Origin of the sequence: Marinobacter salexigens, assembly GCF_018860765.1 — a bacterium.
Taxonomy (GTDB): domain Bacteria; phylum Pseudomonadota; class Gammaproteobacteria; order Pseudomonadales; family Oleiphilaceae; genus Marinobacter; species Marinobacter salexigens_A.
In genome coordinates this window covers 636,837-652,719 of sequence record NZ_JAHKPV010000021.1, presented here as the reverse complement: position 1 = coordinate 652,719, position 15,883 = coordinate 636,837, and the positions used below count along the sequence as shown (strand labels likewise).

The window sequence follows — 15,883 nt, the reverse complement described above, 5'->3', positions numbered from 1 at the left end:
AGTTGTATCCGGCTATGAACCATGTCCGGTTAAATCTGGCGAGAGATAATAAACAGTATGAGCAAAGCACATCCGGTACAGGTGATAGCGGTTTCCGGCGGCAAAGGCGGGGTCGGCAAGAGTAATATTTCGGTTAACCTTGGCATTGCACTGGCACAGAAAGGCAGGCGCGTGGTCCTGCTTGACGCCGATCTTGGTCTGGGAAATCTGGACGTGTTGCTCGGAGTGACCGCCAACCATACTTTGCAGGATGTTTTGGCAGGGGAGTGTGACCTTAGAGACGTTCTGGTGAACGGCCCTGGAGGTATCAAAATTGTTCCGGCTTCTTCCGGGACCCAGCGCATGACCCAGCTCAGCCCTATGGAACATGCAGGCCTGATCAACGCTTTCAGTGAATTGGGCGATCAGATTGACGTGCTTATTGTGGATACAGCTGCTGGCATCTCCGAATCGGTTGTGAGTTTTTTGCGAGCCTCACAAGAGCTCCTTTTGGTCGTGTGCGATGAACCAACTTCTATCACAGACGCCTACGCACTGATTAAACTGATGAACCGTGATTACGGCACTAATCGCTTCCGTATTCTTGCAAATCAAGTGGGGAGTGAGCAGGAGGGTCGTCATTTGTTCGAAAAACTGACCCGTGTTACCGAGCGATTTCTCGATGTGGCACTACAATATGTAGGTATGGTGCCTTACGACGAGGCTGTAAAAAAGGCGGTTCAGCGCCAGAAGGCTGTGCTGGATGCTTACCCTAGGGCCAAAGCCTCGGTTGCGATCAGGGCGCTGGCGGAGAAGGTAGAAAGTTGGCCGCTGCCAACGTCTCCTCGCGGTCACTTGGAGTTTTTTGTGGAGCGGCTCGTCGAAGTCTGAAACGGATCCCGTCTAACAACACCGGATGCATGACATTGGCGAAAAATCTGGGAATTTACCACCAGACTGGCGTGAAAAGTCCCTCAGAACTAGTGGAGACTCACGCCCCTCTGGTTAAGAAAATTGCACTTCATCTTATGGCGCGTTTGCCGGCCTCGGTGCAGCTCGACGACCTTATGCAGGCAGGCATGATCGGGTTGTTGGAAGCGGCCCAGCGTTACAGTTCAACTAAAGGCGCGACCTTTGAAACCTATGCCGGAATCCGCATTCGTGGATCTATGGTCGATGAGATCCGCAAAGGCGACTGGGTGCCGCGCTCTGTTCATCGGAACGCCCGCCGGGTTGCCCGGGCAATCAAGGCTGTAGAAGATCGCGAGGGCCGTGAGGCGCAAGACTTTGAGGTGGCGGAAGAGCTCGATATGGAGCTTTCCGAATATCACGCCACTTTGGCTGATGCCAACAGCGGCCGACTTTTTAGTCTGGATGAGCTCAATGAATCGGGAGAGCTGCCGATAGAAGAGACAGAAGCCAGTGATAATCCGTTGGATGGTCTAACGTCTGACTCGTTTCGAAGCAATTTGGCTGCGGCTATTGAGCAGCTTCCCGAGCGGGAAAAGCTTGTGCTGAGCCTTTATTATCAGGAAGAGCTGAACCTCAAGGAAATTGGTGCTGTGCTGGGAGTCAGTGAAAGCCGGGTCAGCCAAATTCACAGTCAGGCAGCGTTACGATTACGTGGCAGACTTTCTGAATGGCGCCTTGAAGAACACAACTAGAGTGTAGTATTTGGTAACCGGTGCTTTACAAGCGCGATAAAGACCAGACAATACATAGTTAAACCAGCGGCCTGCTACACTTTGAGCACATAGGCTAAACGAATTCCGGGTCTTACTAACTGGAGGTCCCTTTGGACAAGAACATGAAAATTCTCATTGTGGATGACTTCTCCACAATGCGGCGGATTATCAAAAACCTGCTCCGTGATCTGGGCTTCACCAATACTGATGAAGCAGATGACGGCAATACCGCTCTACCTATGCTTAAAAGCGGAAAGTACGATTTTCTGGTGACAGATTGGAATATGCCCGGAATGTCCGGTTTTGATCTGCTCAAAGCGGTGCGGGCTGATGAGAACTTGAAAACCCTTCCTGTTTTGATGGTTACAGCCGAAGCCAAGCGCGACCAAATTGTGGCAGCAGCTCAGGCTGGGGTGAACGGGTACGTGGTAAAACCTTTCACGGCCGCCGTTCTCAAAGAAAAAATCGAGAAGATTTTTGAACGTATTCAGTAACTGAAAATCGGATGGGTCGTATGAGCGATGAGAAAAAGATCCACCGGGATCTTGAGCCAGAAGTGACCGAAAAGCTCCGGCACCAGTCAGCAGAACTCGCCCAATGTGTTGAAAGCGGCGACTATGCTGGCGCCATGAATCTGATTAACCAGTTGAGTGAAGTCAGGGATCAGAGCCTTTATCGTGAAGTTGGACGGCTAACACGGTCGCTGCATGAGGCTATCCGTAATTTCCAGATAGATCCCCGCAGCCAGGAACAGAAAGAAGTGCTGTCGTTGATGACAGATGCGTCCGACAGATTGGCATACGTTGTTCAGATGACGGGCCAGGCTGCCAACCGCACCATGGATCTGGTGGAAGAAAGTATGCCAATCGCCAACATATTGCGCGAAGACGCTGCTTCACTGAGAGAAGAGTGGCAACGGTTAGGTCGTCGCGAGATGCAGCCTGCCGAATTTCGCGAACTTTATGGCCGAGTTGATGCTTTTTTCCTGAGTGTCACCAAGGACGCAGACACCATCTACAACAGCTTTTCAGAGATTCTGCTGGCACAGGATTTTCAGGATTTGACCGGGCAAGTGATTCAGCGTGTGACTGCCTTGGTTAAAGAGGTTGAAGAGCAAATGCTGAGCTTGGTGGTCATGGCCAGCCATGTTGACCAACTTACCGGTACAGTGCATCAAATTGATAATGAGGAAGTCTCTGCCGAACAAGGCGTGGGGCCTCAGATGAAAGCTGAAGAGCGTGAAGATGTTGTCTCGGGACAAAACGACGTAGACGATTTGCTGTCGAGTCTCGGTTTCTGAATATGAGAGGTTAGCCCATGGCGTTCGATGCCGATGATGAGATCCTGCAGGACTTTCTCGTAGAGGCCGGGGAAATTCTTGAGAAGCTGTCTGAGCAGCTTGTAGATCTTGAGCAACATCCTGATGATAGTGATCTGCTCAACGCTATATTCCGTGGGTTCCATACCGTAAAAGGCGGTGCTGGCTTCCTGCAACTGGAGGCGCTGGTTAACTGCTGCCACTCTGCGGAAAACGTGTTCGACATACTGCGCAACCACAAGCGGTCAGTGGACTCCGAGCTAATGGACGTTGTTCTGGAGGCTTTGGACTACGTAAATGCCATGTTCGATCAGGTGCGTAACGGGGAAGAGCTGACCCCCGCGCCCGATGAGCTGATTGCTGCGTTGGATGCACTTGCACAGCCCCAAACCGAAGCTGCTTCGCCTGTCGCCGAAGAGCCTACTTCTGCTGCAGACTCTGTAGAAAGCGCTCAGGATGGCGGTGATATCACTGATGATGAATTCGAGCAATTGCTCGATGCACTACACGGCGATGCGCCTGTTTCGGCTCCGGACAACAGCCCGGCGAGTGACGAGCATGCGGCCTCTGCGAATAGTGAGACTAACGATAGCGCCTCCGGCGATGACATCACCGATGATGAATTTGAAGCTTTGCTGGATGAGCTCCACGGCAAAGGCAAGTTCGTCGCAAAACCGGTTGAAAACGACAATGCCGAAGCCACAAGCGCTGATGCGCCGGACGCAGGTAATACCGGTGAGCTGATCACTGACGACGAATTTGAAAATCTCTTGGATGAGCTTCACGGCAAGGGCGGAAGCCCTACAGCCAGCGACTCCGATAAAGAACCAGTGAAACCGCAGCCACCGCAGGCGAATGACGAGCCCGCAAAAGCAGCGCCCAAACCCGAAAAGAAACCCGAAGCAAAGCCAGCGGCTAAAGAGCCTGCTAAACAAGCTGCACCCGCTAGAGAAGCGCCTGCGGCGGAAACCACGGTTCGAGTCGATACCAAGCGTTTAGACGACATCATGAATATGGTGGGCGAGCTGGTGCTGGTTAGAAATCGGCTTCAGAGATTGGGCTCTGAGAGTGAAGACGAGCACATGCACAAGGCTGTTTCCAGCCTTGATGTGGTGACAACCGACCTTCAGGCTGCGGTGATGCAAACTCGCATGCAGCCGATCAAGAAAGTATTTGGCCGCTTCCCGCGTGTTGTTCGCGACCTTGCCCGTAGTATGAAAAAAGAAGTGAGCTTGGTCATGCATGGCGAGGATACGGATCTCGACAAAAACCTTGTCGAAGCTCTTTCCGATCCACTTGTGCATTTGGTTCGCAACTCTGTGGATCATGGGATCGAAGCGCCGGATCTGCGAGAGAAAGCTGGCAAGCCAAGGCAGGGGACGGTCACTCTTTCAGCGGAACAGGAAGGGGACCATATTCTTTTGTCCATTGATGATGATGGCGCTGGTATGGACCCGGAAGTGCTCCGCCGTAAAGCGGTAGAAAAAGGAATTTACGATCAAGATGCCGCTGACCGGTTAACCGATACAGAGTGTTTTAATCTGATTTTTGCCGCTGGTTTTTCGACCAAGGAACAAATTTCTGACGTCTCTGGCCGCGGCGTGGGCATGGATGTGGTGAAAACCAAAATCAACCAGCTCAACGGTCAGCTCAGCATTGTTTCAGCCTTGGGTAAAGGCTCTCGCATCATCATAAAAGTGCCGCTGACTTTGGCAATCATGCCAACCTTAATGATTAAGCTTGATGATCAGTCTTTTGCTCTGCCACTGGTAAATGTGGTGGAGATATTCCATCTGGATTTGACCCGCACCAATATTGTGGATGGGCGCGAGTGTATTGTTGTACGAGACAATGTGTTCCCGCTTTTCCACATAAAGCGCTGGTTGGTTAAAAGCTCTGTAGGATCAGACCGCCCAGAAAACGGGCACGTTGTTATTGTTGCCATGGGCACCCGCAAGGTTGGCTTTGTTGTAGACCAGTTAGTAGGTCAGGAAGAAGTGGTTATCAAACCGCTGGGACGCGGGCTACAAGGAACACCCGGTATGGCTGGTGCTACGATTACCGGTGACGGTCGTATAGCACTCATTATTGATGTGCCTAGCTTGCTGCAGCAATACAGTTAAGATTGCTTTAGTGGCTGATGGCTCTACGAAAAAAGTACACTGGTAGGAGAAACGGATGACGGTTTCTGTCCTGGTCGTTGACGACTCAGGCTTCTTCCGCAAACGGCTGACGGAGATATTGACCTCGTCGGGGCAGATCCGCGTTGTGGGTGCGGCGGCTAACGGTCGGGAAGGCGTTGAGCTGGCGGCATCACTACGCCCAGATGTTATTACCATGGATTACGAAATGCCGATTATGGACGGCATTTCGGCTGTGCGGGAAATCATGCAAAAGCATCCGACTCCCGTACTGATGTTTTCGTCGCTCACTTACGAAGGCGCCAGAATAACACTGGATGCGCTGGAAGCTGGGGCCGTTGATTTTCTACCGAAAAACTTCGAGGAAATTGCCAGAGACGGCAGCCAGCTGCAAAAAATCCTGATTGATCGCGTGCTGGACGTTGCCCGCAGCCGTCCGTCTGGTCGGTCGCAGTCCCCCGCACCATCGACACCAGCATCTCCAAGGCCTACTTCGCCATCTGCGCGTGCGCCCTTGGCTAAGCCTTCCGCGACTGGTCGCCCATTGGCATCTGGCCGTCAGTCTGCGCAACCACTCCCTGAAGAGCCGTCCAAACGGCCTATGCGAAAAGGGCCCGCACGGCACTATGCCGTTGTTGCGATTGGCACCTCTACTGGTGGGCCAGTGGCGCTCCAACGTGTGCTGAGCGTGTTACCGGCTAACTTTCCCTCTCCGATTGTGCTGGTTCAGCATATGCCTGCGAGCTTTACGCCAGCGTTTGCCGAACGCCTGAATAAACTGTGCAAGATAGAAGTCCGGCAAGCGGAAGACGGCGATAGTCTGCGCCCGGGTTTGGCGTTGCTTGCGCCCGGCGGCAAACAGATGATGATCGAAAACCGAAGTGGCCAGCCCAGAGTCCGGATTTTACCCGGGGACGAGAGGCTTAATTACCGACCGTGTGTTGACGTTACCTTCGGCTCTCTCGCCCGGGCTTATCCTGGTAAAACCCTTGGTGTGATTCTTACCGGCATGGGCTCAGATGGCCGCGAAGGCTGTCGAATGATGAAGCAAAGCGGTTCGCCTATCTGGTCGCAGGATGAAAAATCGTCGGTCATTTATGGCATGCCTATGGCCGTTGCCAAAGCCGGCCTAAGTGATGAAGTCTTGTCACTGGACGAAGTCGGCCCTCGACTCATTGAGGGTGTCTGCTAATGGATTTCCTAAGCCTGCTCGGAGTGGTTCTGGCGTTTGCCGCCATCCTTGGGGGCAATCTACTTGAAGGTGGGGCACTGAGCTCACTGTTTAATGGACCGGCTGCCATTATCGTAGTTGGTGGCACTTTGGCTGCAACGATTCTTCAAACCTCTTGGCCGGTATTAAAGCGGGCCTTTGCTCAGGCCCGTTGGGTGTTTGTTCCCCCGTATATCAGTATTGAAGACGGTATCGGTAAGGTGATTGATTGGAGTGTAAAGGCCCGCAAGCAAGGCTTGTTGGGGCTTGAGGGGCTGGCAGAAAACGAACCGGAAAACTTTGCGCGCAAAGGTCTTCAGTTGCTGGTAGACGGGGCCGAAACAGAAACCATCCGCAGCATTATGGAAATTGATTTGGATTGCAGGGAGCAGCGCAATCTGGAGGCGGCGCGGGTATTTGAGGCCATGGGTGGGTATTCACCCACAATTGGCATTATTGGCGCGGTCATGGGGCTGATTCAGGTAATGACCAACCTTGAAAACCCGGAGTCCCTCGGCAGCGGAATCGCAACAGCGTTTGTGGCGACTATCTACGGTGTGGCCTTGGCAAACCTGCTGTTTTTTCCGGTTGCCAACAAACTGCGCGGATTGGTTAAAGAGCGCTCAAGGTACGAAGACATGATGATCGATGGGTTAATCGCCATCGCGGAGGGTGAGAACCCTAAATCCATTGAATTGCGGCTGCGGGGCTTCCTGCAGTAGGCAAACCCGGTTCTTAATATGCGGCGTCGCAGGCAACCTCAGGACGATTTGCACAACAAAGAGCGTTGGCTGATTTCCTATGCGGATTTCATAACCCTGTTGTTTGCTTTTTTTGTGGTGATGTATTCTGTCTCCTCGGTAAATGAAGGTAAGTACAAGGTGCTTTCCGAGACGCTTACCGGCGTTTTTAACGCGCCCCAGCGATCCTTACAGCCAATCGAAGTCGGTGACCAACCTCCGCGCCCGAAGATCACTGCCACGGAGGACGTTATTCCTCCTGAGGTAACTGAGGCGCCAAGAAACCCTGCGCTGGAAACGCAGTCACGTACTGAAGCTCTCCGCACTATGGCAAACCAACTGGCGATGGAATTTGACGAGCTCATTGATCGTGGGGTGGTTACGCTTGAAACTAATGATCGTTGGCTTTCCCTCAACCTACCAGACAGCCTGCTTTTTGGCAGTGGTAATGCTGAGCCACATTATGACGCGTTTGAGGTGATGGATAAGGTGGCGCGGGTTCTCAGGAACCGGGACAACGCCGTAAAGGTTGAAGGTTTCACCGATAACCAGCCCATTCGCACTCAGCGTTTTCCGTCTAACTGGGAGCTGTCAGCCGCCCGGGCGGCTGCCGTTGTGCGTATGTTGGATATGGAAGGCATTGAGCCTGAGCGCCTAGCAGCGGTCGGTTATGGCGAGCACCAGCCTCTGGCCCGCAACGACACAGAAGAAGGGCGGCGTCGCAACCGGCGTGTGGTGCTGTTGATATCCCGTGAGGCCAGCATCCGGGGCGTTATGCGCTAAGGTGTTTAATCGCACTGTAATGTCTGGCACGGTTTCTGTATTACTCCACCAATATTCATTCAAGCGGCAACAGGCTGCCGGTTTGCAACTCGTTCAAGTTGCATGGGAACTGGCCGATAAATCTTGATACAAGGTGATTTTAGTGCGTCGCAACAACGTAGTTTCTGGAGCAAAAACGTGCGAATCTGGGCTGTAGCCAATCAGAAAGGTGGTGTGGGTAAAACCACCTCTGTGGTCACTTTGGGTGGCCTGCTGGCGGAGCGTGGCAAGCGCGTTCTGGTGGTTGATCTTGATCCCCATGGCTCTCTAACCAGTTGGTTTGGGTATGATCCAGACACGCTCCCACACAGTGTTTTTGATTTGTTTCAACATCAAGGCAAGGTACCTGAGGGCCTTCCTGCTCAGCTTATTACTGACACCAGTTCCCCTGGGCTAGCACTGTTGCCAGCGAGCACGGCGCTCGCAACGTTGGAGCGCCGAATGGTTGGCGTTGAAGGCATGGGCCTAATTATTTCCCGGGCACTCACCCAGCTCTGGGACGATTTTGACTACGTTCTTCTTGATAACACGCCCTCGCTGGGTGTTCTGATGGTCAATGCGTTGGCAGCGGCACAGCATCTTATTATTCCAGTGCAAACCGAGTTCCTCGCCATTAAAGGGCTTGAGCGTATGCTGCACACCCTGCAGATGATCATGCGCTCCCAGAAGAACCCGTTGTCTTACACCATCGTGCCCACCATGTTTGACCGGCGCACTCAGGCTTCGATAAAGAGCCTAAATCAGCTTCGTAAAACTTATCAGGACAACCTGTGGAAGTTTGCGGTGCCGGTGGATACGAAATTTCGTGATGCCAGTCAGGCCGGAATTATTCCATCTCAGCTGGATGCGCAAACCCACGGTGTTCGGGCGTACCGGCACCTGTTGGATGATGTGTTAGCAAGAACAGGTGCGATGAAGGAGCGTCAGCATGGCTGACGGAAAATTGACAAAGCCGGCAGATCCGACCACGGCCATTGCCAGTTATTTGGACGAGTTGCTGCATACGGCAACGGACACGGCTTTACGTGAGGAGCTTGTAGAACCCAAACCGGCTCTAACTCGAAAACCTGTGGCTGCGCCCAAACCAGTCATTGCACCCAAGCCGGTGATGGCGCCTAAACCCGAACCCGCGCCTCTGGTAAAGGTTGCACCACAACCCGTGCAGGTTCGGGAGTCCGTTGCTGTAGCGGCTTCCACGCCGAAGCTGACGCCAGAGCCAGAGCCAGAGCGAGACGAGCCTGCACTGCGCCCGGAATGGTCAGAGCGGCCTTTTGAATGCTTGATTTTTACTGTCGCTGGCTTACAACTGGCGGTTCCTCTTGTGTTGTTGGGGGCTATTCACCGGATTGAAGAAGATATTCGACCCATTCCTGGTAGTCCCCTCTGGTACATGGGCATCCGTGTAAGCTCTGAACAGAATTTGAGGGTTGTAGATACCGCTGAATGGATAATGTCTGGAAGAGTCCCAGCCAATGCCCGCGACAACTACCGGTTTGTTATTCGCTTGGATAACAGCGAATGGGGGCTAGCCTGTGATGACGTAGCCCAGTCGTTCACTCTAAGTCCAGACGATGTGCGCTGGCGCACGGCTCGCAGCAAGCGGCCCTGGTTGGCAGGAACAGTTATTGAGCAGATGTGTGCTCTGGTTGATGTGCGCACCATGGCAGATTTGCTAGTACGTGCAGAACGGGAGCATCATCTAGATTTGAACTGACCGGCTGGTCCGGTTACGGAATGAAACCGTGCTGTACTGGCACGGTTTGTGCCCTTAACTATAGTATTGGGCACTGATGATGTTTTTTTGACGATCAGGTTGCCCGCCGGGCAGCCGAATAGGAGATACAGGCTATGGCAGCCCCAAGCGGACAACAAAATCAGGCCCATGATGGTCAGGTCTTGCAGTATGTGACCTTCCGGCTGGATAACGAGACTTATGGTCTGAACGTTATGCAGATTCAGGAAGTACTAAGATACACGGAGATTGCACCCGTACCGGGGGCTCCAGATTACGTTCTCGGTATTATCAATTTGCGTGGCAATGTGGTGACGGTTATCGATACCCGCCGCAGGTTCGGATTGGCGGATGCCGATATTACAGATGCCACCCGAATTGTCGTGATGGAATCTGCCGATCAGGTGATGGGTATTCTGGTGGATTCCGTGGCCGAAGTTGTGTACCTCAAGGCCAGCGAAATTGAGACTGCGCCCAATGTGGGCAACGAAGAAAGCGCCAAATTTATCCAAGGTGTGTGCAACAAGGATGGTGAACTGATCATATTGGTCGAGTTCGACAAAATGCTGACAGACCACGAATGGGCTGAAATCGCAGGGCTATAGACCGGAGCCATACCGGCCAAGCCTGATGATGGACGCCTCCCGTGGCAAATAACCGGAGACGTCCATTATGTTTACTGAAATTCCTTCCTATCTTCCCTGGGTACTGACTGCCACAGCGATTTCGTTGGTTTTTGCACACGGTATTATGCTCGGGCGTCAGAACAGACAACTGAGAGCCATGCTCAAGGATCGATGCGATACCCTCGGCAGGGAGCTGCATGCCACAGCCAGCGGCAGTATGGGCGTAGGCCAGCGGCTTGTGGTGTGCGAACGGCAACTGCATGAACTACGTACAACTCTAGACGAGATGCGCCAGAATGACCCTTTGCGTATTTCTTATGATGAAGCCTCGCGGCTGGTTGATCTTGGTGCAGATATAGACGATCTTATGAATACGTGTGGAATATCCCGTCCCGAGGCCGAGCTGGTATCAGCGCTGAAAAAACGTCAGGCGGCCTAACATTACGCTGCGATGGATGTTAATGAATGAAGAAAGTTTATTTAAGGGGCCGTGAGGCCCTTCTTGCTGTATCCCGCAACGATTATGTAACCGGCTCGGATCTGATTCCTTCCATAACCGGACATTCTATCCCCCGCGAAGAAACCGTTGCCCATATCCTATCAATCATGCCGGAGATTACGCCAGCGGATGTTGTGATGCATGTGGGAGGCGGATCTGGCTACCTTGCTGCTGTATTGTCTAAGCTCGCCCAGCGGGTTATTTATATCGAGAAAAACCCGAATGTTGCGAAGGCGGCGAGAGAGCGGTTTTTCCGGTTGGGGGTAAATAATGTAGATGTTCTGGCGCAATCGGCCGAGAGCCAGTTAGAGCTCGATCAGCCGTGTGATTTTGTGTTGTGCACGACCTTCATGGCTGAGCGCGATGCGTTAAAGCGATATCTTTGTGAAGGCGGCAATTTGATTTGCCTTGAAGGCAAGGCCGGACCTGTGCCAAGCATGGCGATGTACGTGAAGCGTGCCGATAAACTCGAACGGGTGCGCACGCTGGGTTGGGTGGACTTTAATCGCAACTCGGAGCAAATCCTGATCGATTTGGGCATGATAGATGAACATGCTTTGGCCAAAGCTACGGCCGAGGCGGCAATAGAAAACTGCCGCGTGTTGGATGTTTTGCGCCGAAGTCTGAACATTGAAGAAATCGAGCTCTACCGCTCACTAGCGCAACAGCGTGGAATGGTCTTTGCTGACGCTGATGAGCTGTTGCCAACCTTGAAAGATGAGTTATTTCGCCGTTTCTCGCGCACCTTTCTGGATTTGTCCCGAATCATTCCTGTGGCACAGACAAATGGCACAGTGACGTTTGTTACCGATGACCCGGATGCTCGCACTGATCAGTTGGAGCGTATGAGCCCTAACCACACCATAGAGTGCTGGCTGGTTACGCCCACTGATTTCCGAAGAATATGGTCAGCGTTGGATTTATCCGCCAAAGGCAACCGGTTTGCCGCCGATCAGGCTGTTCTATCTACCCCCGGTTCCAGCAATGGTGGCAAGCGTGATAACTCTCTAGGTCAGGAAACCGGAACCGATCATGTAAGCCCCTATCTGGTATCTGTATACGAGGCAATTTTGCTCGATGCGGTGAGTGAAAAGGCCAGCGACATTCACATAGAACAGTACGGTGAGCGCATACGGATTCGTTTGCGGGTAGACGGCGACCTGCGGGATTTAGGTCAGTATCAACTCACGCCCCGGGAACTCCGAGGTGTTATCAACGTTATAAAGTTACGCGCTGAGCTTAATATTGCCGAGCGTAGGTTGCCTCAAGGTGGGCGTTCGCGCTTACAACTTGGCGATATTGCCTACGATCTTCGGGTGCAGACCCAGCCCTCTCTTCACGGTGAACATGCGGTTATCCGGTTATTACCCCAAACCGGTCGCGCTATGACTATTGCCGAACTGGGCATGTCGCCGATGATTGGCGCACATTATGAGCGCCTTTTGGATAACCCTGCGGGACTTGTGCTGGTTGTTGGGCCTACTGGTTCGGGCAAGTCGACCACGCTTTATGCTGGGCTGCAGACGCTTGCAGACGATGGCCGCCGTAAGGTCATTACGGTGGAAGATCCGATTGAATATTCCATCGATAATGTCCAGCAAACGCCAGTACGAAGCGATATCGGGTTTAACTTTGCGGATGCCATGCGAGCGTTTGTGCGTCAGGACCCCGATATTATTATGGTCGGCGAAATTCGTGATAAAGAAACCGCTTTGGAAGCGATCCGTGCATCCCAGACTGGCCACGTTGTGCTTTCCACATTGCACAGTAACGATGCGGTGGACTCCCTGCAGCGCTTGTACGATTTGGGTATTCACCCCAATTCCATTGCCGGTGAGTTGTTGGCAGTGATTGCCCAGCGCCTTGCCAAGCGAATCTGCAAGCATTGTCGCAAGCCTGCAACGCCAGACCCTGTAATACTTGAGGAACTCTTCCCCAATGGAGCCCCGGATAATTTTCAATGTTTCGAAGGTGCCGGCTGCGATAAGTGCGGTGGTCGTGGGACCCGGGGTAGGGTAGCCATTGTGGAATATATGGAGGTGGACTCCGATATCCGCAATGCGATATCGAGCCAACCGCCGGTGGGAGAATTGCGTTGGCGGGCGCTGGATTCTGGTTTGGTCACCATGCGTGACAGTGCGTTGGATCATGTGATTGAGGGTGTTATTCCCATGTCTGAACTGCCCCGTATTCTGCCTCAGGAACGTATGGCACCTGAAGTTCGTGGCGGTCGAAGGAGGGCGTTATGAGTGCAGGAAATCCGCAAAAAAAAGCTGCACAGCGTGAGCCGGCCGAGGTTATTTTCCGCGAAGAACTGGAAAGAATAGCCGCCATGGATCTCGGACCGGTTCCGCCGGGCTGGCGTATGTCGCCACGAGCGGTTGAGAAGTTTGTTCTGGGTGATGACAGTTTAGGTATTGAGTGCAAGTTCGTGGCTGACCGCGCGATGGTTACCCGAGTTATCATCTCCTTGTGTACCAGCCGGGGTTGCTTGCTGGTTGGCGAACCGGGCACAGCTAAGTCTTGGCTCTCCGAGTTGCTCACAGCTGCCATTTCGGGTGATTCCACTCTGGCTTTGCAAGGCGGTGCTGTTACTGACGTTCGACAACTGCTGTATGGCTGGAACGAATCAATACTTGCCTCCAAAGGGCCTTGCTTTGACGCTCTGGTGCCGAGCCCGCTAATGCGGGGCATGATGGAAGGCCGCTTGGTGCGGTTTGAGGAAATTGCCCGCTGCCCGCAGGCTCTGCAGGATGCAATCTTGTCGGTTTTGTCCGATCGAGTTGTGGTAATCCCGGAACTCCCTGACGACCATGGCGTAATATTAGCTCGGGAGGGGTTTAATCTGGTTGCCACTTCCAACAGTGTGGACGCTGGCGTTAACGAGATGAGTGCTGCTCTCAAGCGCCGTCTGGACTTCGAAGAAATTCGGCCGATTAAGAATCTGCCGGACGAGATAGGCGTGGTTCTAAGGGAAGTGAACAAGGCGAACAAACGTGCAGGCATCCGTGTGGATTTGGACGAGGCCGTGATCGAGGTTCTGGTAACCATGTTTCATGAGTTGCGGAATGGCCAGACTATGGATGGCCGAAGCACTGACCGTCTAGCAGGCGCAGCGCTTTCCACCGCCGAGGCAGTATCAGTAGCCCATGCAACGAGCCTGAACGCGTGGTATTACGGCGATGGCAGGATGACTATTGAGCAACTGATGCATCACATCGTTGGCTCAGCCCTAAAAGACCATCCAGACGACCGCCGCCGTCTCAAACATTACTTTGAAACTGCGATCGCGCCCCGTAAGGGGGACATTTGGGCGCAAGTATGGGCGCAGCGTTCACTTATTCATTGAAGGCACTGGAGTGTCCCGGCCGGCGTCTTCGGGCGTGCGGCCGCGTATGTGGAAGGCGAAGGCAAGAATCTCCGCAATAACCCTGTATAGGTTTTCTGGTATTTCGTCGTTTAAGGACAAGCGCGCAAGAATGCCTGCTAGCTCGGCGTTCTCATACAAGGGGACATTGTGTTCTCTGGCTATTCGGATAATCTCATCAGCCAGCTCATAAGTGCCTGTTGCCGTTATGGTAGGGGCTTTTTCGCCGTCGTATTTCAGTGCGACGGCGGCACTGCCGGATGGTTGGCTTTGGTTTTTTTCTTTCATGCTCGGGTGTCCACCAGTCTGTGCTCCAACCTTGTCGCAGGGTAAGATGGGGTGCCACGCCTGCACTCCAGATCGGTTACTTCCAGACCCAGCTCCACCAAGCTTCGTCTCAGAAGCGGTAGTTCCTCGTAAACCTGCTTTAAGGTTTCCTGTTTTTCCGCCCATACCCGGGCACTAACCTCCTGCTGGCGCAGGGAAACCTCAAAGTTCAACGCTCCGGCTAACTCCAGATCAATGGCGAGATTCAGGCGCCATTCGCTGATCGCTGCCCGTTTTTCGTTACGGTCTTTGGCTGAAGACTCTTCTTTGTACTGTTCCATGCGCAGCTGTGCCAGCTTGGGCTCGTTTTGGGGTGTCACCCAAGGTAAGTCCATAATCATAGTTGAGGCCGGAGCTGGTGCGTCGCCGCCTGCGCCTCTCGCTGTGAGTATCTGGCTGTGGAGTTGGTTGACCGTAATCCGGTTCAACATACCCGCCAACATCCGCAGGGTCTGACCTACCGATGTGGGCTCGGAGCCGCTGCCAGTCGGCGGTGATGCCATCGTCTGTGGGAATTGCAAGGGTGCTTGCATCAGGCCCGGGCTTGCTAATGGTGTAAGACGGTTGAATAGGGTCGCCGGGTTGCCGCCTTGCTCAGCCAGAAGCCCGGTTACCATTCGGCCTAGGGCAAGCTTTAAATCGGGCAGTGTAGAAGAGGGCGTTTGAGTTAAGCGAGATTCGGCAAACACCCCGCTTTCGGCTATCCACTGGCGGATTTGCTGCACGCTGTTGTTTTGGGTGCCTGCGCCGGGCGTCAGGGTACTACTGGCCGGGAGCCTTGCCAGTAGGGTTTCTAGAGCTTGACGTGCCGCCTCTGGTAGCGGTTGTAAACCTCGGGCTGTGGGTAATTGGCCGGGTGTCAGTTCTGGAATCACGCCCTTATTGAGTGCCGTCATTAGCTTTGCCAAGCCGCTATCGATGCTCTGCTGCCAGGGCATACGCTGTGCTAACGCCTGAGAAATAGCAGCCTCCGGCGTTGCCGCCAGTTTACCCATGAGTTGCAGTTCGTTGCCCGCCCGCATTACCTTTACCCAGTCGCCGGGGGTCAGCTCCGTGGCGCCAATGGCGGCGTTTACTTGAAGCTGCTTTCCCCGTACATCCAATAACACTTCTGCATTACGGCTACCCTGTCGGTTAATGATTTCTGCCACGCGGGCCAGAATGGTCTCCCGGTTTGCAAGCTGGATTTGGTCCAGTTGCTGGCGGGCAGACAGGGCTGGGGTTTCGCGGCCCGGCTGATTGGCATCATTGATTTGTGGCGACCTGGGAGCAACCGGAGCCGGAGGATTAGGGGACTGTTGGCCGTTGGGTAGTTTCATCGCTGCTGACTTGATTCCAGACAAGAGTATTCTGTAAACGCTTTCGCTATAATACGCCGCGCTGGCAACTATTGTCGTGAATACACCCGATGCGATCTGCGCATCGTCCTGATTACGG

The 15,883-nt window shown here is 53.4% G+C and carries 16 protein-coding genes; 14 read left to right on the top strand and 2 right to left on the bottom strand.

From position 1 onward, the window contains the following. Positions 1 to 57: 57 nt before the first annotated feature. From KO508_RS16555 to KO508_RS16490, 14 genes are all read left to right on the top strand, one after another. Positions 58 to 870, top strand: a complete 813-nt coding sequence (locus KO508_RS16555) for a MinD/ParA family protein (RefSeq protein ID WP_200361562.1) — start codon at positions 58 to 60, stop codon at positions 868 to 870. A gap of 29 nt (positions 871 to 899) precedes the next feature. Further along, positions 900 to 1,643: an RNA polymerase sigma factor FliA gene (locus KO508_RS16550; RefSeq protein ID WP_200361561.1), complete on the top strand. Its 744-nt coding sequence runs from the start codon at positions 900 to 902 to the stop codon at positions 1,641 to 1,643. Between the two features lie 131 nt (positions 1,644 to 1,774). Next, positions 1,775 to 2,158, top strand: a complete 384-nt coding sequence (cheY, locus tag KO508_RS16545) for a chemotaxis response regulator CheY (RefSeq protein ID WP_008173086.1) — start codon at positions 1,775 to 1,777, stop codon at positions 2,156 to 2,158. A gap of 20 nt (positions 2,159 to 2,178) precedes the next feature. Continuing rightward, on the top strand, positions 2,179 to 2,964 hold the full coding sequence (locus tag KO508_RS16540; protein ID WP_216009384.1) for a protein phosphatase CheZ: 786 nt from the start codon (positions 2,179 to 2,181) through the stop codon (positions 2,962 to 2,964). Positions 2,965 to 2,981: 17 nt separating this feature from the next. Further along, positions 2,982 to 5,105: a chemotaxis protein CheA gene (locus KO508_RS16535; protein WP_216009383.1), complete on the top strand. Its 2,124-nt coding sequence runs from the start codon at positions 2,982 to 2,984 to the stop codon at positions 5,103 to 5,105. Positions 5,106 to 5,160: 55 nt separating this feature from the next. Then, the gene (locus KO508_RS16530; RefSeq protein WP_216009382.1) at positions 5,161 to 6,315 is read left to right on the top strand and encodes a protein-glutamate methylesterase/protein-glutamine glutaminase; all 1,155 of its coding nucleotides are present in this window, start codon (positions 5,161 to 5,163) and stop codon (positions 6,313 to 6,315) included. Beyond that, on the top strand, positions 6,315 to 7,055 hold the full coding sequence (locus KO508_RS16525; RefSeq protein WP_216009381.1) for a flagellar motor protein: 741 nt from the start codon (positions 6,315 to 6,317) through the stop codon (positions 7,053 to 7,055). Before KO508_RS16530 ends, KO508_RS16525 begins: the two co-directional genes overlap by 1 nt. 18 nt (positions 7,056 to 7,073) lie before the next feature. Further along, positions 7,074 to 7,856, top strand: coding sequence for a flagellar motor protein MotD (motD, locus tag KO508_RS16520; RefSeq protein WP_216009380.1), 783 nt, complete (start codon positions 7,074 to 7,076; stop codon positions 7,854 to 7,856). A 177-nt stretch (positions 7,857 to 8,033) separates the two neighbouring features. Then, entirely contained in the window at positions 8,034 to 8,831 is a 798-nt protein-coding gene (locus KO508_RS16515) for a ParA family protein (protein ID WP_216009379.1), read from the top strand. Further along, positions 8,824 to 9,609 (top strand): chemotaxis protein CheW, encoded by a 786-nt coding sequence (locus KO508_RS16510; protein WP_216009378.1) that lies wholly within the window; start codon positions 8,824 to 8,826, stop codon positions 9,607 to 9,609. The genes KO508_RS16515 and KO508_RS16510 overlap by 8 nt, the downstream gene beginning before the upstream one ends. A 134-nt stretch (positions 9,610 to 9,743) precedes the next feature. Next, positions 9,744 to 10,232 carry a chemotaxis protein CheW gene (locus KO508_RS16505; protein ID WP_216009377.1) on the top strand — a complete coding sequence of 163 codons (489 nt, stop codon included), beginning with the start codon at positions 9,744 to 9,746 and terminating at the stop codon, positions 10,230 to 10,232. Positions 10,233 to 10,299: 67 nt separating this feature from the next. Then, the gene (locus KO508_RS16500; protein ID WP_216009376.1) at positions 10,300 to 10,692 is read left to right on the top strand and encodes a DUF2802 domain-containing protein; all 393 of its coding nucleotides are present in this window, start codon (positions 10,300 to 10,302) and stop codon (positions 10,690 to 10,692) included. 26 nt (positions 10,693 to 10,718) lie between these two features. Continuing rightward, positions 10,719 to 13,001 (top strand): ATPase, T2SS/T4P/T4SS family, encoded by a 2,283-nt coding sequence (locus KO508_RS16495; RefSeq protein WP_216009375.1) that lies wholly within the window; start codon positions 10,719 to 10,721, stop codon positions 12,999 to 13,001. Further along, positions 12,998 to 14,101, top strand: coding sequence for an ATP-binding protein (locus tag KO508_RS16490; RefSeq protein WP_216009374.1), 1,104 nt, complete (start codon positions 12,998 to 13,000; stop codon positions 14,099 to 14,101). Before KO508_RS16495 ends, KO508_RS16490 begins: the two co-directional genes overlap by 4 nt. Here KO508_RS16490 and KO508_RS16485 read toward each other — a convergent pair. After that, positions 14,087 to 14,407 carry an EscU/YscU/HrcU family type III secretion system export apparatus switch protein gene (locus KO508_RS16485; protein WP_216009373.1) on the bottom strand — a complete coding sequence of 107 codons (321 nt, stop codon included), beginning with the start codon at positions 14,405 to 14,407 and terminating at the stop codon, positions 14,087 to 14,089. The genes KO508_RS16490 and KO508_RS16485 overlap by 15 nt on opposite strands. Beyond that, complete coding sequence (locus KO508_RS16480) at positions 14,404 to 15,765, bottom strand: flagellar hook-length control protein FliK (protein ID WP_216009372.1); 1,362 nt, start codon at positions 15,763 to 15,765, stop codon at positions 14,404 to 14,406. The genes KO508_RS16485 and KO508_RS16480 overlap by 4 nt, the downstream gene beginning before the upstream one ends. Positions 15,766 to 15,883: the final 118 nt, after the last annotated feature.